This is a genomic window from Phytoactinopolyspora mesophila, from assembly GCF_010122465.1.
In the GTDB taxonomy this organism is placed as follows: domain Bacteria; phylum Actinomycetota; class Actinomycetes; order Jiangellales; family Jiangellaceae; genus Phytoactinopolyspora; species Phytoactinopolyspora mesophila.
In genome coordinates this window covers 376,809-399,405 of record NZ_WLZY01000003.1, presented here as the reverse complement: position 1 = coordinate 399,405, position 22,597 = coordinate 376,809, and the positions used below count along the sequence as shown (strand labels likewise).

General features: G+C 66.4%; 20 protein-coding genes and 1 pseudogene. 18 read left to right on the top strand and 3 right to left on the bottom strand.

The genetic code is table 11. The features are described 5' to 3' along the window. Positions 1 to 52 precede the first annotated feature (52 nt). A pseudogene (locus F7O44_RS11635) lies at positions 53 to 862 on the top strand (lysophospholipid acyltransferase family protein); the annotation flags it as partial. A gap of 697 nt (positions 863 to 1,559) precedes the next feature. On the opposite strand, the gene F7O44_RS11630 reads toward F7O44_RS11635, so the two are convergent. Further along, positions 1,560 to 2,405, bottom strand: a complete 846-nt coding sequence (locus F7O44_RS11630) for an HAD family hydrolase (protein WP_162450392.1) — start codon at positions 2,403 to 2,405, stop codon at positions 1,560 to 1,562. 25 nt (positions 2,406 to 2,430) lie between these two features. Between F7O44_RS11630 and F7O44_RS11625 the strand changes: the two genes are divergently transcribed. Beyond that, a complete protein-coding gene (locus F7O44_RS11625) occupies positions 2,431 to 2,679 on the top strand; it encodes a glutaredoxin family protein (RefSeq protein WP_162450391.1) in 249 nt (82 codons plus the stop codon). Here the strand turns inward: F7O44_RS11625 and F7O44_RS31095 are convergent. Next, positions 2,676 to 2,804: a hypothetical protein gene (locus tag F7O44_RS31095; RefSeq protein ID WP_281353511.1), complete on the bottom strand. Its 129-nt coding sequence runs from the start codon at positions 2,802 to 2,804 to the stop codon at positions 2,676 to 2,678. The two genes, F7O44_RS11625 and F7O44_RS31095, sit on opposite strands and share 4 nt — an antisense overlap. 123 nt (positions 2,805 to 2,927) lie before the next feature. Here F7O44_RS31095 and F7O44_RS11620 point away from each other — a divergent pair, with 123 nt between their 5' ends. The 7 genes from F7O44_RS11620 to F7O44_RS11590 all read left to right on the top strand — a co-directional run bounded on the left by F7O44_RS11620 (position 2,928) and on the right by F7O44_RS11590 (position 10,546). Continuing rightward, entirely contained in the window at positions 2,928 to 3,659 is a 732-nt protein-coding gene (locus F7O44_RS11620; RefSeq protein WP_162450390.1) for a redox-sensing transcriptional repressor Rex, read from the top strand. After that, entirely contained in the window at positions 3,656 to 5,029 is a 1,374-nt protein-coding gene (locus tag F7O44_RS11615; RefSeq protein WP_162450389.1) for a glutamyl-tRNA reductase, read from the top strand. The genes F7O44_RS11620 and F7O44_RS11615 overlap by 4 nt, the downstream gene beginning before the upstream one ends. Next, positions 5,026 to 6,051 (top strand): hydroxymethylbilane synthase, encoded by a 1,026-nt coding sequence (hemC, locus tag F7O44_RS11610; protein ID WP_162450388.1) that lies wholly within the window; start codon positions 5,026 to 5,028, stop codon positions 6,049 to 6,051. The genes F7O44_RS11615 and hemC overlap by 4 nt, the downstream gene beginning before the upstream one ends. Further along, on the top strand, positions 6,048 to 7,658 hold the full coding sequence (locus F7O44_RS31770) for a uroporphyrinogen-III synthase (protein ID WP_162450387.1): 1,611 nt from the start codon (positions 6,048 to 6,050) through the stop codon (positions 7,656 to 7,658). Before hemC ends, F7O44_RS31770 begins: the two co-directional genes overlap by 4 nt. Before the next feature lie 72 nt (positions 7,659 to 7,730). After that, positions 7,731 to 8,711, top strand: coding sequence for a porphobilinogen synthase (gene hemB, locus F7O44_RS11600; protein WP_162450386.1), 981 nt, complete (start codon positions 7,731 to 7,733; stop codon positions 8,709 to 8,711). 156 nt (positions 8,712 to 8,867) lie between these two features. Continuing rightward, on the top strand, positions 8,868 to 10,430 hold the full coding sequence (locus F7O44_RS11595; protein WP_222851281.1) for a sodium-dependent transporter: 1,563 nt from the start codon (positions 8,868 to 8,870) through the stop codon (positions 10,428 to 10,430). Then, a complete protein-coding gene (locus tag F7O44_RS11590) occupies positions 10,430 to 10,546 on the top strand; it encodes a methionine/alanine import family NSS transporter small subunit (protein WP_162450385.1) in 117 nt (38 codons plus the stop codon). The genes F7O44_RS11595 and F7O44_RS11590 overlap by 1 nt, the downstream gene beginning before the upstream one ends. A 117-nt stretch (positions 10,547 to 10,663) precedes the next feature. Here the strand turns inward: F7O44_RS11590 and F7O44_RS11585 are convergent, their stop codons facing one another. After that, entirely contained in the window at positions 10,664 to 13,045 is a 2,382-nt protein-coding gene (locus tag F7O44_RS11585) for a hypothetical protein (RefSeq protein WP_162450384.1), read from the bottom strand. A gap of 200 nt (positions 13,046 to 13,245) precedes the next feature. On the opposite strand from F7O44_RS11585, the gene F7O44_RS11580 reads away from it, so the two are divergent. From F7O44_RS11580 to ccsB, 9 genes are all read left to right on the top strand, one after another. After that, the gene (locus F7O44_RS11580; protein ID WP_162450383.1) at positions 13,246 to 14,016 is read left to right on the top strand and encodes a hypothetical protein; all 771 of its coding nucleotides are present in this window, start codon (positions 13,246 to 13,248) and stop codon (positions 14,014 to 14,016) included. A gap of 83 nt (positions 14,017 to 14,099) precedes the next feature. Then, positions 14,100 to 14,558 carry a Fur family transcriptional regulator gene (locus F7O44_RS11575; RefSeq protein WP_162450382.1) on the top strand — a complete coding sequence of 153 codons (459 nt, stop codon included), beginning with the start codon at positions 14,100 to 14,102 and terminating at the stop codon, positions 14,556 to 14,558. Next, complete coding sequence (locus F7O44_RS11570) at positions 14,555 to 16,003, top strand: catalase (protein WP_162450381.1); 1,449 nt, start codon at positions 14,555 to 14,557, stop codon at positions 16,001 to 16,003. The genes F7O44_RS11575 and F7O44_RS11570 overlap by 4 nt, the downstream gene beginning before the upstream one ends. A gap of 386 nt (positions 16,004 to 16,389) precedes the next feature. Further along, entirely contained in the window at positions 16,390 to 17,706 is a 1,317-nt protein-coding gene (gene hemL / locus F7O44_RS11565) for a glutamate-1-semialdehyde 2,1-aminomutase (protein WP_222851280.1), read from the top strand. Between the two features lie 70 nt (positions 17,707 to 17,776). After that, entirely contained in the window at positions 17,777 to 18,415 is a 639-nt protein-coding gene (locus tag F7O44_RS11560) for a histidine phosphatase family protein (RefSeq protein ID WP_343073862.1), read from the top strand. Positions 18,416 to 18,432: 17 nt separating this feature from the next. Then, a complete protein-coding gene (locus F7O44_RS11555) occupies positions 18,433 to 19,023 on the top strand; it encodes a TlpA family protein disulfide reductase (RefSeq protein WP_162450378.1) in 591 nt (196 codons plus the stop codon). Positions 19,024 to 19,026: 3 nt separating this feature from the next. Then, positions 19,027 to 19,773 (top strand): cytochrome c biogenesis CcdA family protein, encoded by a 747-nt coding sequence (locus tag F7O44_RS11550; RefSeq protein ID WP_162450377.1) that lies wholly within the window; start codon positions 19,027 to 19,029, stop codon positions 19,771 to 19,773. Next, positions 19,770 to 21,461, top strand: coding sequence for a cytochrome c biogenesis protein ResB (resB, locus tag F7O44_RS11545; protein ID WP_162450376.1), 1,692 nt, complete (start codon positions 19,770 to 19,772; stop codon positions 21,459 to 21,461). Before F7O44_RS11550 ends, resB begins: the two co-directional genes overlap by 4 nt. Beyond that, entirely contained in the window at positions 21,461 to 22,516 is a 1,056-nt protein-coding gene (ccsB, locus tag F7O44_RS11540) for a c-type cytochrome biogenesis protein CcsB (protein WP_162450375.1), read from the top strand. Before resB ends, ccsB begins: the two co-directional genes overlap by 1 nt. Positions 22,517 to 22,597 lie beyond the last annotated feature (81 nt).

Here is a 22,597-nt window from a genome sequence, read left to right as displayed (position 1 = left end):
GCGCATGAGCGAAACCATCGGTGATATGGCTGCTGAACGGCTCGAGCGCCTGCTTTCATTCGCCAAGAGGCGGCTGACGGGAGATTTCACCGTCGACGCCTTCGGGTTCGACGAAGAACTCACCGAATCGGTGCTGTTGCCGCTACTTCGGCCGCTGTATCGCAACTGGTTCCGCACGGAGGTCCGCGGCATCGACAACCTGCCGGCCGACGGCGCGGCCCTGATCGTCGCGAATCACTCCGGCACCATCCCGGTCGACTCCCTCATGACCCAGTTGGCGGTCCACGACGAACATCCGGCGCGGCGCCATCTGCGGACCTTGGCCGCCACCCTCGTCTTTCAGCTGCCCGTCGTCTCCGACCTTGCGCGCAAGAGTGGATCAACCTTGGCGTGCAACGACGACATCGGCGCGTTGCTGGCGTCCGGTGAACTCGTGGGTGTATGGCCGGAAGGCTTCAAAGGTGTTGGTAAGCCGTTCTCGGAGCGCTACAAGCTGCAGAGGTTCGGGCGCGGTGGTTTCGTGGCCGCGGCGCTGAGAGCCGGCGTGCCGATCATCCCGTGCTCCATCGTCGGAGCCGAGGAGATCTACCCGATGATCGCGAACGCGGATTTCCTTGCCCGCTTGTTGCGGCTGCCGTATGTGCCGATCACTCCGACCTTCCCGTGGCTGGGGCCACTGGGCATGGTGCCCCTGCCGTCCAAGTGGATGATCGAGTTCGGTGAGCCGATCACCACCGACAGCTACGGCGACGGGGCCGCGGAGGACCCGATGGTGGTCTTCGAGCTCACCGACCATGTGCGTGACGTGATCCAGCGGACCCTGGACTCGCTACTCGAACAGCGTGGCGGCGCCTTCTCTTAAGCCCTCCTAAATGGGGCGTTTCTGACTGTTCCGTGGGTGGTCGCGCATTGCCGCGTTGTGTGTCCGTGGGTCGGTGGGGTGCAGTGACGTGTCCGCGTCCTGGCCCCTGTTGGGCGTGGGGTGGTGTGAGTGCCGGACGTGCTCGGCTGCCCGAAGCTGGTGGCGGCCCGTCGTGGTTCACACGACGATCTTCACGACCGGTGTGTGCCCGCTCGTGTGACTCCTGACGGCCTCCAGCGGCGTTTCTTGGCACGACGATCTTCACGACGCCCGTACTGGCCCGGCGGGCGGTCCATGTTCACACGACGATCTTCACGACCCGCGCGCGAACGCCGATGCGCCCGCGTGGCGTCACCCGGTGATCTTCACAACCGGTGGCACCAACACCACGGCCATGCCGCCAGGTGTGGGGCAGTGGTCGTGAAGATCGTCGTGTGAACCACGACGGGTGCCCACCCAGGGGGCAGTATGGGGGGGCGGGGCGTGAAGATCGTCGTGCCAGAAACTGCCAACCCCTGTGCCCGACGCGTCAGCCCCGCATGAACCAGTCCAATAATCCATTCACGAACCCACCCACCCACGCGCTCATCAGAGCCCCGTACGAACACGTTCGGTAGGTCTCCTCGTGCCTCACCATGCCTGCAGGCATGGTGAGGCACGAGAGAACCCACCAAACATGATCATTTAGGGAGAGCGGTCAGCGGCGGTGGCGGGCGATCAGTATGCCGGCCGCCGTGCCGGCCACCGCTCCACTGCCCGCTGCCACGCCGAGGGTGGTGTTACGCCGGCGGCCCCGGTAATCGCGGATTCGCCAGCCGTGCTGCTTGGCATGTTTACGCAGTTTGCGATCCGGGTTGACCGCACACGGGTGGCCCACGAGCGACAGCATGGGGATGTCATTCGCCGAGTCGCTGTATGCGGAGCAGAGGCTCAGGTCGAGACCCTCGCGCGCGGCCAGCGCCTCTACCGCGGCCGCTTTGGCGTCGCCATGTAGCAGGTCGCCGACGAGCCGGCCGGTGTACTCGCCGTTGGTGTGCTCGGCCACGGTGCCTAACGCGCCGGTCAGGCCCAGGCGCTTGGCGATGATCGCAGCGATCTCGGCGGGCGCCGCGGTCACCAGCCACACGCGTTGGCCCTGGTCCATGTGCAGGTGCGCGATCGCCTGGGTGCCTGGCCAGATCTTGCTGGCCATGCGCTCCTCGAAGATCTCCTCGCCGATCCGGGAGAGCTCGGCGACCGACCTCCCGGCGATGAACGACAACGCGGTGTTCCGGGCTTCGCTCATATGCACGGCATGTTCGGCGCCGGCGGCGAAACGGATTTGCTGGTACCCGAAGCGGAGAATGTCGCTCGTCCGGAAGAAGTCGCGCTCATGCAAGCCACGCGCCAGATAGAAGAGCGACGCACCGTGGAGCAGGGTGTTGTCCAGGTCGAAGAACGCCGCCGCGCGGGAGTCGGACGGTAGCTCGATGCCGGCTATCGCCTCCGCGGTCTCGGCCGCCGCACGGCCGACACTTCGGTACTGATCCCGGCGAAGGCGCATGGGTATCAAGAGTAGTGTGAGTCCAATGGTTGGCAACGAGAGTCCCCGGGTCCTGATGCTGGGCCGGCCGGGGTGTCACCTGTGTGACGATGCTCGCATCATCATCGAGCGAGTGTGCGCGGACTTGGGCGTTGGATGGGAAGAGCGCAGCATTGTCGGTGACGCCGAACTCGAAGGGCGGTACAGCGACCAGATACCGGTGATCTTCGTTGATGGTGAGCAGCACGACTACTGGTGGGTTGACGAGAACCGGCTGCGCAAGGCTCTGAGTTAGGCGCGCGCCGCGGCTGCGTCGGTGGGAAGGCGCAGGCCGGCGCCGCAGTTCGTTTTGTCGCTCACGACGATGGTGCCGCCCGGGGGCTTCGTCGCGGGGAACGGCTCATAGTCGACGTTCGCCAAGATCGCAACTTTGTGCGTCGCTTCACAAGTGGCCTAGGGTTAGGTCATAGTACGTTCCACCGGATTCGGGGACGACACCACCCCCACCTTGTCGTATCCGGCTCCGGCCGACCGGGGAGTATTGTGACCCGACACAGCCGCTCGCTCACGCAAGCTGCGCAATCATCGGTTCCTCGTGGCGTTCCCGAGGCAACGGTGGCGCGGCTGCCTCTCTACCTGCGCGCGTTGACGACGCTCGCCGAACGCGGCGTGGCTACCGTGTCCTCGGAGGAGCTGGCCGAGACCGCGGGGGTCAATTCCGCGAAGTTGCGAAAAGACCTCTCTTACCTCGGTTCTTACGGTACCCGCGGTGTCGGCTACGAGGTCGACTTCCTCCGGCATCAGATCTCCCGCGAGATCGGGCTGACGCAGGACTGGGCCGTGGTCATCATCGGGATCGGAAACCTCGGGCATGCGCTGGCCAACTACGGCGGATTCGCCTCACGCGGGTTCCGGATCGCGGCGTTGATCGACGCTGATCCGAACCGTGCCGGGGAAGAGGTGGCTGGTCTCAAGGTGCGTCATTCCGACGAACTCGAGAAGGTCGTGTCGGAGCTCAACATCGCCATCGGCGTCATCGCGACGCCCGCCCGCGCGGCACAGGCGGTGTGTGAGCGCTTGGTGGCGGCTGGCATCACCAGCATCCTGAACTTTGCGCCCGCGGTCGTCCAGGTGCCGCCGGGTGTTGACCTGCGTAAGGTGGATCTCTCCACTGAGCTGCAGATTCTGGCGTATCACGAACAACGGAAGAACGGCTCGGCGTTGGCTCTGACAGCCGAACAAGCCGTCGAACTGGCGAAGGCGGTGCGCGGATGAGCGTGCTCGTGGTGGGACTTTCGCACCGCAGCGCTACGGTCGAGGCTCTCGAGGACGTGGCCCTGAGCCGCGACTCGGTGGTCAAGGTCCTCGAGGAAGTGCACTCCGCCGAGCATCTGTCCGAGGCCGTTGTCATCTCGACGTGCAATCGCCTGGAGCTGTACGCCGATGTCGCGACCTTCCACGGCGGTGTCGAGGAAGCCGGCCGGATCCTTTCGGTTCACACTGGCGTGCCGCTGGAACTCCTGACTCCCTACCTCTACGTGCACTATGCGGAGCGCGCGGTCTCTCACCTGTTCCATGTCGCCAGCGGGCTGGATTCGATGGTGGTGGGCGAGACGCAGATTCTCGGCCAGGTGCGCGAGGCGTTCCGGTTCGCCCAGACATCAGGCACCACCGGGCGGGTGCTCAGCGAACTGTTCCAATCCGCGCTGCGGGTCGGCAAGCGGGCGCACGCAGAGACGAACATCGACGACGCCGGCCGGTCACTGGTCACGGTAGGGCTCGCCACGTTGGCGCCGTCGGTGGCGCCGGACGGCTGGTCCGTCGGCCGGATGGACGGTACCTCGTGGCGCGAGCTCGTTGCTGATTTCCGGGTAGTGGTCGTCGGCGCCGGGTCCATGTCCGCGCTGGCCGCGACCACGCTCGCCGAGACCGGTGCCGACGTCGTGGTGGTCAACCGCACGCTGGATCACGCCCAGCGGCTGGCCGATTCGATCGGTGGAACCGCCGCGCCCATCAGCGCCATCCCAGACCTGCTACATGACGCCGACCTCCTGGTCTCGTGCACGGGGGCAGCCGGGATCGTCATCGCCCACGACATGATCGAGACAGTCATTCAGCGGCGGGCCGGCCGGCCCCTGGGCATTCTGGACCTGGCGATGCCGCACGACGTCGATTCAACTGTCGCGCAGTTGCCAGGCGTGGTGCTCACGGATCTGGCCACACTCGCGGATGCGAACGATGCCGACGGCGGAGCGGTCACCGTCGATGTCGATGCGGTGCGGTCTATCGTCGTCGACGAGGTCTCGGCCTTCTCTGCGGCTAGGCGTGTCGACCGGGTGGCGCCGACTGTCATCGCCCTGCGCACGATGGCCGCTGACGTTGTCGAGGCCGAACTGGGCCGGATGGAAGGGCGCCTGCCGGGGCTCGACGAGCGTACCCGCGCGGAAGTCGCGGCCACGGTACGCCGCGTCGTCGACAAACTTCTGCATTCGCCGACCGTGCGGGTCAAGGAACTCGCCTCGCAGCCCGACGGCGCTTCTTATGAGGACGCGCTGCGCGAACTGTTCTCACTCGACCATCGGTCGATCGATGCTGTCGCGAAACCTGACGTCACCATCGACCTGGAGTGGGGTGAGCGGGCATGAGCCCGGCACTTCGCCTTGGTACTCGAGGGAGCCGGCTCGCTCTCGCTCAGTCGCGCAGCGTGGCGGAGGCGCTGACCGCGGCGAGCGGGCTCGAGGTGGATCTGGTCGAGATCACCACGTTTGGCGATACGTCGGACGAACCTTTGGCCACCATCGGTGGTACCGGCGTGTTCGTCAGCGCCTTGCGGGAAGCATTGCTGGCGGGTGAGGTCGACTTTGCTGTGCACTCGCTGAAAGACCTGCCAACCGGCGCGGCTGAAGGGCTTACACTCGCGGCCGTGCCACCACGGGCTGATCCACGTGACGTGCTGTGCGCCCGGGACCACTTGACGCTGGGTGAACTGCCGCCTGGGTCCAAGATCGGCACCGGCTCACCTCGTCGGGCGGCGCAGCTCAGGGCGCTTGGCCTGGACTTGGAAGTCGTTCCGGTACGTGGCAACGTCGACACCCGGTTGTCCAAGGTGGCCGATGGCATTCTCGATGGTGTGGTTCTGGCCCACGCGGGGCTGTCCCGCCTAGGGCTGCTCGATGCCGTCACCGAGGTGCTCGACCCGATTCAGGTGCTGCCAGCCCCCGGGCAGGGAGCGCTCGCGGTGGAATGCCGTTCCACCGATACTGAGCTGATCGACAAGATCGCTGTCCTGGATGATCCCATGACGCGGCTTGCTGTCACTGCCGAGCGGGTGGTCCTGGCCCGTCTCGAAGCCGGTTGCAGCGCACCCGTGGGTGCGTACGCTGTTACGGCAGAAGGTGAAGACACTCAGGATGAAGAGCTCTCGGGAACACCCGAAGCCAGTCGAGCAACGAGCGAGACGGCTGGTTCGGCTGTGTTCATGGAGCTGTATATAAGAGGCGCCGTGGTCAGTGACGACGGCGCCGTGACTATCCGCAAGTCCGTCACCGGACCTGTCGGCGAAGCTGAGCAGCTCGGAAGAGCGCTAGCTCAAGAGATGCTCGACGACGGGGCCGGGACAGTCGTCGGTGCCGAGATGCCGGCACCGAAGAAGGAGAACGTCTCGTGACCACTCCGCTCAACGCGCACGTGCGCACTGATCAAGGTGGCGTCGCATTTGTCGGCGCCGGCCCCGGTGATCCGGGGCTGCTTACCCTCCGGGCTGTGGAAGCGCTCCGGGAGGCCGATGTCGTCGTTCTCGACGAGACCGTCCATCATCGAATGCTCGAGCACGCACCGGATCTCGTCGAGGTCGTGGATCTCAGCGTCGACGACGCAGGTGTGGCGTTGACCGCCGCGGCGCGTGGCCGTCGCGTTGTCCAGGCCGCCAAGACCGGCCGACGGGTTGTCCGGCTGGTCGAGGGCGATCCGTTCAGCCACGCCACCGGCGCCGACGAGGCGCTGGCCTGCGTGAAGGCCGGAATACCGTTCGAGGTCGTGGCGGGTGTAGCCACCGGCACAGCCATCCCGGTGCACGCCGGCGTGCCGCTGGTGGCCGGCCGGCGCCGAACCACTCAGATCTTTGACATCGGTGGAAAGATCGACCTGCAGTCCTGCACGGCGGACACGCTGGTCTTCACCGGTGTCAACGAACAGCTGGCGGACTTGGCACAGAGCATCATCGAATCCGACCGCGTTCCCAGCACTCCGGTTGCAGTTGTGACAGCGGGCAGCACGGTAGAACAGCAGACGGTCGTGTCCACGCTGGATCACGTCGCCGCGGCGGTCAAGGCTGCGAAACTCGAGGGTCCGTACGTGCTGATCGTCGGCGATGCGGTCGGTAACCGGGATTCATTGTCCTGGTTCGAGACCAAGCCCCTGTTCGGCTGGCGCGTCCTGGTGCCGCGAACCAAGGAACAGGCCGCATCGTTGTCCACGGCGTTGCGTCGCTCCGGTGCGGTGCCTGAAGAGGTCCCCACCATCTCCGTCGAGCCGCCACGCAACCCGCAGCAGATCGACAAAGCCGTCCGCGGAATGGTCGAAGGACGCTACGAGTGGATTGCCTTCACGTCATACAACGCGCTGCGTGCGGTGAAGGAGAAGCTGGTCGGCTACGGGCTCGACGCGCGTGCCCTTTCCGGGCTGAAGGTGGCGGCCGTTGGTGAGAAGACCGCCGAGGCGCTGCGCGAATGGGGCATCGAGCCTGATCTTGTGCCCTCCGGAGAGCAGTCGGCGCTGGGGCTGCTGGCTGACTGGCCCCCGTATGACGAGGTCCTCGATCCCATCAACCGCGTCTTCCTGCCGAGGGCGGACATCGCGACCGAGACACTGGCCGCTGGGCTGATGGACATGGGCTGGGAGGTCGATGACGTCACGGCGTACCGCACGGTGCGCGCGGCTCCGCCGCCGGCCAAGACCCGCGAGGCGATCAAGACCGGCAAATTCGACGCCGTGCTGTTCACGTCCTCGTCCACGGTCCGGAACCTGGTCGGCATCGCGGGCAAGCCACACGCCAATACGGTGATCGCCTGTATCGGGCCGGCCACTGCCAAGACCGCGGAGGAGCACGGGCTGCGGGTAGACGTCATGGCGCCGGAACCGTCGGCGGAGTTGCTCGCATCGGCCCTGGCCGAGTTCGGTGCTTCCCGCCGGATGTCGTTGCTGGAGGCAGGCGAGCCGCTGCTGCGGCCTTCGCAGCGCCGGCGCGCGATGTCACGGAGGAAGAGCGCGCAGTAACCTGTCGGTTGCGTCCTGCACCCTGAGGGCCCCGGGCCACACCGTGCAGGACGCAACATGAGGGAGAGCACCATGCCGTATCCGAACGAGCGCCCGAGGCGACTGCGCCGGACGCCTGCCATGCGCCGGCTGGTGGGCGAGACGTCCATCGAGCCGCGGCATCTGGTGTTGCCCATGTTCATTCGCGAAGGCGCTGCCGAGCCACGGCCGGTGCCCTCGATGCCCGGCGTGGTCCAGCACACCGCCGAGACCGTCCGCAAGGCCGCCGTCGAGGCTGTCGAGGCCGGCGTCGGCGGCCTGATGCTGTTCGCCATACCGGAGCACAAGGACGCACAGGGAAGTGGCGCACACGACCCCCATGGGGCGCTGAACGCGACCATCCACGAGGTGGTGAGTGAGGTCGGAGACGCCACCGTCGTGATGGCTGACCTCTGCCTCGACGAGTTCACCGACCACGGTCATTGCGGGCTGCTGACGCCGGACGGCGTGGTCGATAATGACGCCACGCTGCGCGCCTACGAGCAGATGGCCCTGGCGCAGGCCGAAGCCGGCGTTGACGTCGTCGGCCCCAGCGGCATGATGGACGGCCAGGTGGGGGCGGTGCGTGCAGCGCTCGACAGCGCGGGCTACACCGATGTCGCGATCATTGCCTACGCCGCGAAATACGCGTCGGCGTTCTACGGCCCGTTCCGGGATGCGGTCGAATCGTCGCTGATCGGTGATCGCCGCACCTACCAGCAAGACCCGGCGAACATCATCGAGGCCATGCGAGAGGTCCGCCTCGACGTCGACGAAGGCGCCGACATGGTGATCGTCAAGCCGGCGATGTCTTATCTGGACGTGGTGGCCAAGGCCCGGGAGATCGCCGATGTGCCGGTCGCCGCCTATCAGGTGTCCGGTGAGTTCGCGATGATCGAAGCAGCGGCGGCCAACGGCTGGATCGAACGGGACCGCGCCGTCCTCGAATCGCTGACGTCCATCCGGCGGGCCGGCGCGGACATCATCTTGACGTACTGGGCTGTCGAAGCCGCCCAGTGGCTTCACCAGCGCTGACTTCCGTCACTCGCTGATACATCACAAGCACTTCCTGTGCCTCATCATGCCTGCAGGCCTGTCGACGCAAGAGAAAACCCACCAAACATGATCATCTAGGGGCGGGGCGGCGGGATCCGGCGATCGCGGTGGTGTGGTGAGCGACAACGGGTTACCGTGCCCTCGGAAGGCATCAGTCGGCTGACGGAGGCTGCGTTGTCCCGGGAACGTGAGCAATGGGGAACCCGAGCCGGGTTCATCTTGGCAGCTGTCGGCTCGGCCATCGGGCTGGGCAACATCTGGCGGTTTCCGTACGTCGCCTACGAGAGCGGCGGGGGCGCGTTCCTGCTGCCATACCTGATCGCCCTGTTGACGGCCGGCATCCCGCTACTGATCATGGAGTACACGATCGGCCGCAGAGCCCGTCGCTCGCCGCCGCTGGCCTATCGGTCACTGTCCCGGCGAGCTGAGACGATCGGGTGGTGGCAGGTAGCCATCTGTCTGGTGATCGCCACCTATTACGCGGTGATCATCGCCTGGGCCATGCGCTACACCGGGTTCTCGGTCGGCCAGGACTGGGGTACGGATCCAGAATCCTTCCTCATCAGCGATTTCCTGCAACGTGCGGACCAGCCGGGCATGATCTCGTCGTACGTCGCCGGAGTGGCGTGGCCTCTCGTGGCGGTGTGGGTGATCACGCTGGGAGTGTTGGCGCTCGGGGTGCGACGCGGCATCGAGCGGGCGAACAAGATCTTCATACCGCTGCTCGTGGTGGTCTTCGCCATCCTGGTGGTCCAGTCGCTGACGCTGGACGGCGCGGCCGATGGGCTGGACGCCTTCTTCTCCCCGGACTGGAGCGCCATTACGGACGGGAGCGTGTGGGTCGCCGTCTACGGCCAGATCTTCTTCTCGCTCTCCGTCGGGTTCGGCATCATGATCACCTATGCGTCGTACCTACGCCGGCGCGCTGACCTGACCGGTTCGGCCATGGTGGCCGGATTCGCGAACAGCTCGTTCGAGATTCTTGCGGGCATCGGTGTGTTCGCCGCCATCGGGTTCATGGCGGCGAACGCCGGTGTGGGCGTCGGTGAGGTACTCGACGAAGGCGGGATCGGCCTGGCGTTCATCGCTTTCCCGACGATCATCTCCAGCATGCCGGCCGGTAGCGGGCTGTTCGGAATCCTCTTCTTCGGCGCCTTGGTCATCGCCGGGCTCTCGTCACTGATCAGCATCGTCCAGGTGGTCGTCTCGGCTGTACAGGACCGTACCGGGTGGTCGCGGGTCCCGACGGTGCTGGTGGTCGGCGGTGCTATCGCACTGGCGTCGCTCGTGCTGTTCCCCACCCCGGAAGGACTGTTCATCCTCGACGCGGCCGACCACTTCGTCAACCACTACGGCATCGCTATGGCTGCGCTGGTCTCCGTTGTCGTCGTAGCGTGGGTGCTGCGCCGGCTTCCCACATTGCAGGCGCACGCGAACGAGACCTCGGCGCTGCGTCTGGGCTGGTGGTGGCTGTTGACTCTGGGTGTTGTGACGCCGGTTGTGCTCGGGTGGATGATGGTGGACAGCCTGCGCACGGAGTTCGAGGCACCATATGAGGACTATCCCGTCGGTTTCCTGCTCGTAGCCGGGTGGGGGGTGGCTGTGGGTGTTCTGGTGGTCGGTATCGCGCTGGCGTATCTGCCGTCGCGGCGTGCCGATCGGTTCGTCAGTGTCACCGACGAGGAAGGGAGCGACTGATGTCCGGCGGAGCCGTTGCCATGCTCGTGGTATCGATCGTGGTCGTGTGGGGCGGGCTGGCCGCCGGCATCGTCTATCTCAGGCGGCACCCGGACGAGCCCGGCGACGAGAACTGAGCCGCCGGGCCGGGCGCACGGGTTCAGCGGACATAACGCCCCTCCTGGCCTTGGCCAGCGGTGAGGACGACCGTATCGTCGAGTTGCTCTGGCGAACATCCGCACATTCGGCGCGGATCAATGCCGGGAACGTACGTGCGAGGCGTAAGCGGTGTCGTGCCAATAGTCGGCATGCCCGGCGATCGGATCGTCCAGTGTCGGGGGGTCGAGAAGTCGGTGGTCGATGTCGCCGATTCGGTCCGCAGGGGCGTGAGCGTCGTCGGGAGGTCCGTCGTCGGGACGAAACACCCAAGAACCGATCGGGTCGGTGTCCCGGTAGAAGTTCTTCCAGCCGTAGTTGACGGTGCCGGCCACCGAGTGGAGGGCCGATCGATCGAGGTATGCGGGGAAGTGGCGGCAGTACAGACGGCGCAGCGGTGAACCGTGGGTGATCAGGTCGACACGTCCGGCGACCTCCTCCGGCAACTGCATTACTGTGGCGGCGGCCAGTACCGAGCCTTGAGAATGCCCAGACAGCAAGACGCTGGAACCCGGTGCGGCTGCCAGTTCCTTTACGCGGTCCACTAGGTCGGGAACGGCGCGTTCTCCGTATGAGGGAGGGGCGAGCGGATGGGCTGCTCGCGGCCAGAAGCTACCGACGTCCCACAGGATCCCCACCACGCGACGCAGGGCCGGACTGTGAACCGAGCGCCAGACCAGCGCCACCAGTCCGAGCGCGAAGGCGCCCACCAGCCACGTCCCGAATGCGGTGAGGCTGGACAACGGTGGTTCCTCGACGAGTCGCCAGTTGTCCACCCCAGCCGCGTAGACGCCGAGTCCGGCCACCAGCACGGCCCCGGCTACCAGAACCACCCTGCCCACGAATCGCCCCGAACCTTCGGTGAGTGAGGCTGCGGCCACCACGCGGGCAATTCGCCGGATCTCGGGGTCCGAAGCCTCCCGGCGAACCGTTGACGAAGGCGGTGTGTTCGCGCCGTTGTCCGAACGGCGTGTCAGGGCGCTGTTGTGTTCGGCGGCGATCTGCTCGGCCAGGGGACCGACCCGGCGGAACATGCCTACACCGATCCAGGCGGCGATCAGCAACACGGCGGCGACGATGACGGCGGCCGCCGCACCGGCCCAGGCGAACGACGGCGGTATGACGATCGGCCAGTCGCTGGTCCACGCGGCCTGGCGAGTGGCGAACGGCAGCGACTCGTCGGCGATGATCCGGTTGGTGGCCCCGCGAAGGGCATCCGCGGAGGACTGGCTGAGGACGGGAAAGCCGAGCAGGTCGCTCACCCGGTAGGCAAGCCCAGCGGATAAGCCACCGGCAATGAGGTAGGCGATCGTGGCGACGGCCGGCGTGCCGAGTCCGCGCATGGTGGGCCGGAATCCGCCGGTGTCGTGCCGCCACGGCTGCTGAACTAGAACGGCGGCCGTGAGCAGCAGCAGGAGAACGAATCCGGCGCCGAACAGGATCAGGATAGCGGGGCGCAATCCGGGAAGGCGACCGGCCGCCTCCCAGCGGCCGTGGTCCCACACCGAGAAGATCGTGGCAGACACCAAGAGCACGAATGCGAGCCGGCGAGTGGCGGCGACGGCAGTGGAGCGATATGCCGAACGCCCGGCTATCCCTTCCGTGGCGACCAAGCCGGCTGCGACCCCCACGACAGCGAGCGAGGTGACGCACACAACGGCACCGGCGATCGCCATCGCCCCGGAGGCCGCGAGGGTCGTGGCCGGCCAGGCGATCGTGGCCGCCAGGAGGGCGGCGGACCCGGCAACGTGGGCCGAGCGCAGCGCGGGCATACCCGGATTGCCGCGCCAGAAACTGCGCCGGGACAGTGGCCGGTCGCCTTCTCTGGCCACGGACACGTCGGGCTCCGGCGACGTGCGGCGTAGCGGTTTGCGGCCCAGCACGGCGATTCCACCGACGACCGCCAACGGCACCAGTGCGGAGATGACGATGCGCGTTCCGGGCTCGGACATCCAGCCGTCGACGAGCATCGTGGTCAAAGGCGACGACGACCCGCAGCGCCAGTTCCCGGCGCATTGCCAGGCGGCTACGTCCATTGCGGCCTGGACCGCCGTGAGGACCAGCGTGAAAGTGAGCGCCAGGCCGAAAAGCCGGAGGAGCATGGCGGCGGCGTGTCCGGCGGCGGCACGGGCGCGGCGCGCTTCCGCCCGCACTGGTGGCAACATCCAGTGCGCCAGGTTCGCCAGCATGAACGGCAACAGCATCAACCATGCCGCCCGAGCAGCCGAGCCGGAGGTGAGGTTGCCCCAGTGGTAGGCCTCGAGGCGGTGTCCGCTGGTGATGTCGGCCGAGCGTCCTCCGGGATACCAGCGCCGGTGGAAGCCGGCTTTGTCGTCGCCTGCTACCTGTTTCAGCAGGGGGTGGTCGAGTATCGCCTCGGGCGGCGTTCCGCTGACGCCGTGAATCCGGAGCTCCGTGCGGCCAGCCATGCCCGTGTCGAGGCTTTCGTCGGTGTAGTCGGTGTTGCGTTCCGTGGTCATGCCCCACCCCCTTTTACACCTAGATCAGCGTAAGAGGATGCGGGGATCTTCGCGAGCACTTCACACACCTAATTGTTCCTGCAACAATCACAGGGCGCGGCGCGGCGCGGAGCCAAGGACCGAGGCCGCCGATCGGCACAACACGTCTTGGCGAAGGGAAGACGATGGCTCGTGCGCGGCGTAGTGGAACCCTTGAATCGTTGGGTATCGTGCCGCCCTGGGTTCTCGCATTGTTCTTTGCGGCTGCCGTCGTGCTGTCCGGCCTGGCCGCCGCGTCGTTGCCCGGAGACCTGTCGACAGTGTCGCGCTATGCCTATGCCTCGCCGTGTGCCGAAGGCCAGCCGTCGTCCGACTGTCTCGCCGAACTGCCTGGCCAGACGACGGCCCGGATAGATCGGCGGAGCACCTCAGCGCCCCAACACGGCGGGAGCACTTCCACGGCGGTGATCCACGTCTCCGTTCCAGACGCTCCGCCGGACACCGTGCTCTTCCAAGGCAACGTGGTGGTACAGATCTCGCCGGGGCAGGCCGATCGTCTCGGCATCAGCGGAGCGGGTCACGACGTTACGGTGATGCTGTTCGGCGGCCGCGCCGTGGAGATCACCGGTCCGAACGGCACGTCCAGCGCGGTCGAGGAGACTCCGGTTGAGCGGGCAGCGGGCATGTTCGCCATGACGATGGCCTTTGCCGCGTTCGGGCTGGTGCTCGGCGTCTATCTGATCCGGCGGATGGCGCAGTACGGCTGGAATCGCACCAGCCCGACCGGGCTGCTGGTCGCCATGCCTCGATGGGTGATTCCGGTGTCGGCCACCTTGCCGGTGGGAGCTGTATTGGGCGCACTCATCGGGTGGCTGAGTGCTCGGTTCGTTTCCGTTTCGCTGATGCTCCCGGTGATGCTCGGCATCTTTGTGCTCGTCGCGGGCGGTGGAGTGATCGGTTGGCTGCGCCGTCGCACACCAACGAACTCATAGCGCCGACGCGCCGGCCGGGTCAGCGAGATCCTGGATTAGCTCGTTAACTTGACTAATTCCAGAAAAGGCATCAAGATCGAGACATGGCCACCGACGCACCAACGCCCCCTGGGGAAAACTCCCCGGAGGAACGTCTGCGCGCTACCGGTCTTCGGGTCACGGCGCCGCGCCTCGGCGTGCTGTCCGCGCTCGAAGAACACCCGCACGCCGACGCCGACACCGTCGCCCGGCAGGTCCGGGCGTCACTGGGGTCAGTTTCGACGCAAGCGGTGTACGACGTCCTGCATGCTCTGACCGAAGCGGGCCTGCTCCGTCGCATCGAGCCGGCCGGCTCAGCTGCCCGCTACGAGACGCGGGTCGGAGACAACCATCACCATCTGGTCTGCCGTTCCTGCGGCGTCGTCGTCGACGTCGAATGTTCCGGCGACGCGGTCCCATGTCTGACGCCAGAACCCGCCCATGGCTTCGTCGTCGACGAGGCAGAGGTCACGTTCTGGGGTCTGTGCCCCACCTGCACCAGCGAAACCAAGGAGTACGTGTGAGCAACAACCCACCGACCACCACCAACTTCGGTGCCCCCGTAGGCAGCGATGCCCATTCGCTCACCGTCGGGCAGAACGGCCCCATCGTCCTGCACGACCACTACCTCGTCGAGAAGCTCGCACAGTTCAACCGCGAGCGGGTTCCCGAGCGCGTGGTTCACGCCAAGGGCGGCGGCGCCTTCGGTGTCCTCGAAGTCACCGAGGACGTCAGTCAATTCACCAAGGCGGCGCTTTTCCAGCCCGGAGCGCGCACCGAGGCGCTGGCCCGGTTCTCGTCCGTCGCGGGAGAGCAGGGCAGCCCGGACACGTGGCGTGACCCCCGCGGGTTCGCGCTGAAGTTCTACACCAGCGAGGGCAACTACGACCTGGTGGGCAACAACACGCCGGTCTTCTTCATCCGCGACACCATCAAGTTCCCGGACTTCATCCGGTCGCAGAAGCGGCTGCCGGCCACGAACCTGCGCGACCACGACATGCAGTGGGACTTCTGGACCCTCTCCCCGGAGAGCGCGCACCAGGTGACCTGGCTCATGGGTGACCGTGGCCTACCGCGCAGCTGGCGGAACATGGACGGATTCGGCTCGCACACGTACCAGTGGATCAACGCCGCGGGTGAGCGGTTCTGGGTGAAATACCACTTCCGCACCGACCAGGGCCATGAGTTCCTCACTCAGGCCGACGCCGATCAGATCGCGGGCGAGGATGCCGACTACCACATCCGCGACCTGTATACCGCGATCGAGCGCGGTGACGCCCCGAGCTGGACGGTGTACGTCCAGGTGATGCCGTACGCGGACGCCGCGGACTACCGCTTCAACCCCTTCGACCTCACCAAGGTGTGGCCGAAGGGCGACTACCCGCTGATCAAGGTCGGCAATCTGCGCCTCGACCGCAATCCGGAGAACTACTTCGCCCAGATCGAGCAGGCCGCCTTCGAGCCGAGCAACTTCGTTCCCGGTATCGCGGCCAGTCCGGACAAGATGCTTCTGGGCCGCATCTTCTCTTACGCCGACGCACATCGCTACCGGATCGGCACCAACTACGCCCAGCTCCCCGTCAACGCGCCGAAGGCCGAGGTCAACTCGTACTCGAAGGACGGCGCTATGCGGTACTCGTGGGCCTCGCCCGACCGCCCGGTCTACGCTCCGAACAGCCACGGCGGCCCGGAGGCCGACCCGTCGCTGGTCGGTGACGCGGGCTGGGAGTCGGATGGCGAACTCGTGCGAGCAGCAGCCAGCCTGCACCGCGATGACGACGACTTCATCCAGGCGGGCACATTGGTACGCGAGGTGCTCGACGACGCCGCCCGGGACCGGCTGGTAGGCAACATCGCCGGACACGTCAGCAAGGTCACCTCGGACGAACTGCGCCAGCGCGTGTTCGCCTACTGGCGCAGCGTCGACGAGAAGCTGGGCAGGCGCGTGGAGGAGACGCTCGCCAGCTGATCGTAGGTGTGAAGGCTGACGATGGCTCTGGCCTCCCTGGCCTCCGGCGGCGGCATTCGTGCTTGGCACTCATGCCTTCGCCTCCGGACGGTCGGCCAAAGCCATCGTCAGCCTTCGTTCTCGTTCCCGCTGGAGCGTCGTTCACGGCGGGAGGGTGTGGACGGTCGGTCGATGATCCGATCAGCGTCCCACCTTGCGTATGTTCCGCTGGAGCGTCGTTCACGGCAGGAGGGGTGCGCAGCGCTACGACAACGAGCTTCCTTGTGGTGGCTCTGGCGACAGTAGGCTTCCTTGTTGTTGCTCTGCTCGCTCGGTGCGTCTGGGATCAGCTGCGTAAGCGATGGGGGGAGTGCGGGCTACGGGGAGGCAGTTGCGAGAATGGCTCAGTGAGCAATGATGACGCTCCCCGCAGCGCGGAACTGTTCCAACGTGCACAGTCGGTCACACCGGGCGGCGTGAACTCGCCGGTCCGGGCTTTCCGGGCTGTCGGCGGCACACCTAGATTCATCCAGCGGGCCGAGGGTGCGTATCTGTACGACGCCGACGGCCGTGAGTATGTCGACCTGGTGTGCTCGTGGGGACCGATGATCCTCGGGCACGCCCACCCTGCCGTGGTTGAGGCCGTGCAGGCTCAGGTGTCGCGCGGTGTCTCTTATGGCACCCCCACCGAGCCGGAGGTCGAACTCGCCGAAGAGATCATCGCCCGTACCAGCGTCGATCGAATCCGCCTGGTGACCAGCGGAACTGAAGCGACCATGAGTGCGATCCGGCTCGCGCGCGGCTACACGGAGCGCAGCAAGATCGTGAAATTTGCCGGGCATTATCACGGGCACGTGGACTCCCTGCTCGCCTCGGCCGGAAGCGGAGTGGCGACGTTCGGGTTGCCAGGGACGCCCGGAGTGACCGAGCCGACAGCCGCCGACACGATCGTGCTGCCGTACAACGACACCGGGGCGGTCAAAGCCACCTTCGCCGAGCACGGCGACTCTATCGCGTGTGTCATCGCCGAGGCCGCTGCCGGGAACATGGGTGCGGTTCCGCCTGCCGATGGCTTCAACGCCTTCCTCCAGGAGATCGCTCACGCCCATGGCGCTCTGCTGGTGCTCGACGAGGTGATGACCGGATTCCGGGTCTCACGTTCGGGCTGGTACGGCCTCGACGGCGTAGCAGCCGACCTGACGACGTTCGGCAAGGTCATGGGTGGCGGGTTCCCGGCCGCGGCCTTCGGGGGCCGGGCAGACGTCATGGAGAAGCTCGCACCGGCCGGCCCGGTCTACCAGGCGGGCACGCTGGCCGGGAATCCAGTCGCCACCACCGCTGGATTGACGACCCTCCGATTGACCGACGCCGGCGTATACGCCCATCTCGATAACACCGCGCAGACCATCGGCCGGCTGGTGGGCGAGGCACTCGACGCGGCCGGTGTGCCACATATCGCACAGTTCGCCGGGAACTTGTTCACGGTGTTCTTCGTCGATCCCAGCGAGGCTGTCACTGATTTCGCTGGGGCACGGCGCACCGACGTCGACCAGTTCGGCGCGTTCTTCCACGCGATGCTCGAGCGCGGCGTGTACCTGCCGCCCTCGGCCTTCGAAGCGTGGTTTGTCAGCGCGGCGCACGACGACCAAGCGGTGGAGCGCATCGCCGATGCTCTGCCCGCGGCTGCCGCTGCCGCCGCGGGCGTATCGGGACGTCGTCAGTGATGACCGCTGAGGACCATGCGGGCGTCAACCTTGAGCTTTGACCGATCACTGGCAAGGAAGTGAGACCACGGTGACGAAGATTCACCTGCTGCGACATGGTGAGGTTCACAACCCGGCAGGCGTCCTGTACGGCCGCCTGCCGGGATACAGGCTGTCGGAACGTGGCCGTGCCATGGCCGAGAGGGTGGCGGAGACGGTTGCCGATCGCGACATCGTCGTCCTGGTGACCTCACCGTTGGAACGTGCCGTGGAGACAGGCGCGCCCGTGGCCGAGAAACTTGGTCTGGACCCGACCACCGACGACGACCTCATCGAGGCCGGGAACATCTTCGAGGGCTTGACCTTCGGAGTGGGCGACGGCTCGCTGCGCAAACCCAGACACTGGAAGCACCTGCGCAACCCGTTCCGGCCGTCATGGGGCGAGCCGTACACCGAGATCGCCGCGCGGATGCGGCTGGCGATGGAGCGAGCGAGGCAAGCTGCTGACGGGCACGAGGCGCTGCTGGTGTCGCATCAGCTGCCCATCTGGACGGTCCGTTCGGCCATCGAGGGCCGCCGGCTCTGGCACGATCCGCGTAAGCGCGAATGCTCGCTGGCCAGTCTCACGACGTTCACCTACAAAGACGACGCCATCGTCTCGATCGCTTACAGCGAGCCGGCGGCAGACCTGCTGCCTGGTGCCGGTAAGACCTTCGCCGCGGGTGCCTGATGCTGGGCATTAGTGCCATGTTGAGGGCGGTCGTCGCGACGCTGGCGCTGGTGGTGCTGGCTGGATGTTCTGACGGGCAGGTCACCCGTGACGCCGATACCGAGAACATCGGCTACATCGAGGGTGACGGGGTGGTCAGCCTGATCGCGCCGGAGAACCGGGAACCGGCCCCGGAGTTCGGAGGTCCACTGCTCGGTGGCGAGGGCGAGTTCGATCTCGCCGATGCCCTGGGCGACGTCGTGGTTCTCAATGTGTGGGGCTCGTGGTGCCCACCATGCCGGAAAGAGGCGCCCGACCTGCAAGCTGTATACGAAGAGTACGCCGACGACGGCGTGCGGTTCATCGGCGTGAACACGCGGGACGGCCAATCCGAGACCGCGGCCCTGGCCTTCGAGGAAGAGTTCGGGATCACCTATCCGAGCGTCGTCGATCCGCACGGGGAAGCGCTGCTCGCGTTCCGGTCTACACTGCCGCCGGCGGCGATCCCCAGCACATTGATCATCGACCGGGAAGGGCAGCTCGCGGCACGTGTCCTGGGGCCAATCGGCCGGACATCGCTGGGGGACATGGTCGCGGATGTCCTCGGCGAGGACGAGTCCGGCACATGAGTCATGGGTAGCACGTTCGGCGACACGGTCCTAACCGGATCGCTGCTTCTGGCGATCCCGGTCGCGATGCTGGCTGGCCTGGTGTCTTTCCTGTCACCGTGTGTCCTGCCCCTGGTGCCCGGATATCTCGGGTACGTGACCGGGCTCTCGGGCACGGACCTGGACGCCGCCAACCGCGGACGGATGGTGGCGGGCGTCAGTCTGTTCATCTTCGGGTTCGGCCTGGTCTTCGTTTCCTACGGCCTGCTCTTCGGTGGATTGGGCAGCACGCTGCGTGAACATGTCGATGTGATCACCCGGGTGATGGGGGTGGTGACCATCGCCCTTGGACTCATGTTCGCCGGATGGATTCCTGGGCTGACGCGGCAATGGAAGGCGCAGGCCCAACCCGCCGTGGGCCTGGCCGGTGCCCCGGCGCTCGGGGTTGTTTTCGGCTTGGGTTGGACACCATGTATGGGCCCGACGCTGGCCGCGGTGCAGTTCCTCGCATTCGACGAGGCCAATGCGGCGCGGGGTGCGTTGCTGTCGTTCGTGTACACGCTGGGTCTCGGGCTGCCGTTTCTCCTCGCGGCGCTGGCGTACCGTCGCTCGCTGCGTATGTTCGGCTGGCTCCGGCGGCATCAGCTGGCGCTGGTGCGCTTTGGTGGCGCGATGCTGGTGGTCCTCGGGATCTTGCTGGTCACCGGGCTGTGGAACGAAATCATGGTGCAGATGCAAGGGTGGATATCCGGTTTCGAGGTGGTTGTATGACCGAGCGCAGCGATATCGCTGCTCCTGGCGGCCCTGAACCGGACGCCGAACGGCAGCGCGGGAGTTATCCGCACGATCAGCAGCCGTGGGGGGCGAGCCCCGGTGGGTCCGAGCCGGTCCGTGAGCCGCGTAGCCGCCCGCCCGCCCTCAATACCGTCGAGTTCGCTCGATGGGCCTGGCGTCAGTTCACCTCGATGCGGGTCGCGCTGATCCTGCTGTTCTTGCTGGCCATCGCCGCGATACCAGGCTCGATCATCCCGCAGACCGGGGTCGACCCCCTGCAGGTCCGTGATTTCCGCGCACGCCATCCGGAACTGTCCGAGTGGCTCGACCGGCTCAGCATGTTCGACGTCTTCGCCGCGCCGTGGTTCGCGGCGATCTACCTGGCGCTGCTGATCTCGCTGGTCGGTTGCATCTTGCCCCGCTCTTGGCAGCATTGGAAGGCCATGCGGGCGCGTCCGCCCCGGGCGCCGCGCCGGCTCTCCCGAATGCCCGTGCACCGCAGCATCGTCGTCGAGCACGACCCGGAGGAGGTTCTGGAGGCAGCACGCGCGGAGCTACGTGGCCGCCGGTTCCGCGTGTCGCGACGCGACGGCTCCGACTCGGTCGACGGTGAGGCGGGTCACCTTCGTGAGACCGGGAATCTGGTGTTTCACCTGTCGCTTGTGGTGGTTCTGCTCGCTGTGGCGCTGGGTGGCTTGTTCGGATACCGGGGCACGGTTTTGGTGCCGGAGGGTACGGGCTTCGCCAACTCGGTGGTCCAATACGACAACCTCTCCTCCGGGCCCATGTTCGAACCGAGTGATCTCCCGCCGTTCTCTCTTGAAGTTGAGCAGTTCGCGATGGAATTCATCGACTCCGGTCCGCACCTCGGCCTGCCGGACAATTACGAGGCGACAGTCAGTTTCGTGCCCGAACCTGGTGCCGAGCCGGAACCGCGCACCATCCGGGTGAATGAACCGCTGAACGTGGACGGCACACTCGTGCACATCCTCAACCCCGGATACGCGCCGGCCATCACTGTCCGCTCGGCCGACGGCGACATCCTGGCCGAGGGGCCGGTGCCGTTCCTTCCGCAAGACGACAACTTCACCTCAACCGGCGTGGTCAAGGTGCCGGTGGCCGCCGACACCGGGCCAGACATCGGCATCGAAGGAATCTTCTTGCCCACGGCCTACATCGATGAGCTGGGTATGCGCTCGATCTTTCCCGAGCCGCGGCTCCCGGAGCTCTACCTGACCGCCTACTACGGCGACCTCGGCCTCAACGACGGCACTCCACAATCGATCTACCGGTTGAACCAGGACGGACTCGAGCAGTTCGAAGTGGATGACGAGCCGTTCCGGGCGGGGCTTGGTGTGGGCGAGACGGTCGAGCTTCCTGATGAGGCTGGCTTCATCACCTTCGACGGATACGTCACGTGGGTCAACTTGCAGGTCAGCCGGAACTCCGGGAAAGAGATCGCACTCATCGGCGCATTGCTGGCGGTGGCCGGGCTGTCCGTGTCGCTGTACATCCGGCGCCGCCGGGTCTGGGTGCGTGCGGTGCCCGGATCAGAGGGGCGTACCGTAGTCGAAGTCGCGGGATTGCACCGCTCTGATGGCGGAAACCTTGAAGACGAGGTCAATGCGATCACCGATGGAGTGCAACGCAGACTCGACCCGGAACGGTCGAGCGGGGAGACGTGATGGATCTCGATTCGATTGCTGAGTGGAGCAGGTACGTCGTTACCTGCGCGTTGATCGCCTACCTCGCCTCCTGGCTGGTGTTTGCCTCGGAGGCCGGTCTGCGGGGCAGAATCAGGCGGGAGAACGCGCAGCGCGCCGCGGACCGGAATACTGAGTTGGCGGCCGTGGCCACTACCGACAGCGGCCGTGGCGCCGCTGGCGACGGGCCCGGCGTGGGTAGCCAGGGCCCAGACAGCCCCGGACAGGCCAATGCCGCCGACGGTGGGGCCAGCGGCTCCAATGACCTGACCGGGTACCTCAGCGACCAGGCCGACCTGAAGGGAAGGCTGGGCCAGGCCTTCTTGGTGCTGGCCACGGGTGTACTCGCCGTCGGGGTCACCATGCGTGCGGTCGGAACTGGCCGGGCGCCGTGGGGCAACATGTATGAGTTCTCCATCACGGCTGCTCTGCTCGCTTCCATCGTCTTCCTGGTCATGTCGCGTACCGCTCCCGGCCGAGCTGTCGCCGGCTGGGTTGTCTTGTTCGTGTTCATCACCCTCGGGCTTGCTGTCACCGTGCTGTATGTGCCGCCTGGCCCACTCGTCCCGGCATTGCGCTCGTACTGGCTGGTCATCCACGTCGGGCTGACGGTGATCGCGTTTGCGCTGTTCACAGTGGCAGCGGCGATCGGCGCCTTGCAGATCGCGGCTCAGCGCGCTGAGCGACGCGGCCGGCCGGGAAGGATCACCGCCTCGCTGCCGGAGTCGTCGGTTCTGGACCGCCTGGGTTACCGGTTGATCGCGATCGGGTTCCCACTGTGGACGATCGGCCCGCTCATCCTCGGCGCGATCTGGGCCGAGGTCTCGTGGGGCCGGTATTGGGGATGGGACCCGAAAGAAGTGTGGGCGCTGATCACATGGCTTGTGTACGCGGCCTACCTGCACGCGCGTGCCACCGCCGGCTGGAAGGGCTCCAAAGCCTCAGTGGTCGGTCTTGTCGGGTTCGCCACCGCGATGTTCAGCTACTTCGGCGTCAACATCTTCTTCGAAGGGCTGCACTCGTACGGCGGGTTGTGACCCTCGCCGGCCGAGTGTCTGTCCACAACATCGCTTCCCGATCCATCGCTGGCGCCAAACCAGCCGGTGGAGGTATGAGAA

What these genes read in the sequence shown, in the direction of transcription:
- F7O44_RS11590 (WP_162450385.1), top strand. Translation starts at nt 10,430, where the DNA reads ATGTCCGGCGGAGCCGTTGCCATGCTCGTGGTATCGATCGTGGTCGTG.
- F7O44_RS11550 (WP_162450377.1), top strand. Translation starts at nt 19,027, where the DNA reads ATGGGTAGCACGTTCGGCGACACGGTCCTAACCGGATCGCTGCTTCTG.
- hemC (WP_162450388.1), top strand. Translation starts at nt 5,026, where the DNA reads ATGAGCCCGGCACTTCGCCTTGGTACTCGAGGGAGCCGGCTCGCTCTC.
- F7O44_RS11630 (WP_162450392.1), bottom strand. Translation starts at nt 2,405, where the DNA reads ATGCGCCTTCGCCGGGATCAGTACCGAAGTGTCGGCCGTGCGGCGGCC.
- ccsB (WP_162450375.1), top strand. Translation starts at nt 21,461, where the DNA reads ATGGATCTCGATTCGATTGCTGAGTGGAGCAGGTACGTCGTTACCTGC.
- resB (WP_162450376.1), top strand. Translation starts at nt 19,770, where the DNA reads ATGACCGAGCGCAGCGATATCGCTGCTCCTGGCGGCCCTGAACCGGAC.
- hemB (WP_162450386.1), top strand. Translation starts at nt 7,731, where the DNA reads ATGCCGTATCCGAACGAGCGCCCGAGGCGACTGCGCCGGACGCCTGCC.
- F7O44_RS11585 (WP_162450384.1), bottom strand. Translation starts at nt 13,045, where the DNA reads ATGACCACGGAACGCAACACCGACTACACCGACGAAAGCCTCGACACG.
- F7O44_RS11625 (WP_162450391.1), top strand. Translation starts at nt 2,431, where the DNA reads ATGGTTGGCAACGAGAGTCCCCGGGTCCTGATGCTGGGCCGGCCGGGG.
- F7O44_RS11555 (WP_162450378.1), top strand. Translation starts at nt 18,433, where the DNA reads ATGTTGAGGGCGGTCGTCGCGACGCTGGCGCTGGTGGTGCTGGCTGGA.
- F7O44_RS11615 (WP_162450389.1), top strand. Translation starts at nt 3,656, where the DNA reads ATGAGCGTGCTCGTGGTGGGACTTTCGCACCGCAGCGCTACGGTCGAG.
- F7O44_RS11575 (WP_162450382.1), top strand. Translation starts at nt 14,100, where the DNA reads ATGGCCACCGACGCACCAACGCCCCCTGGGGAAAACTCCCCGGAGGAA.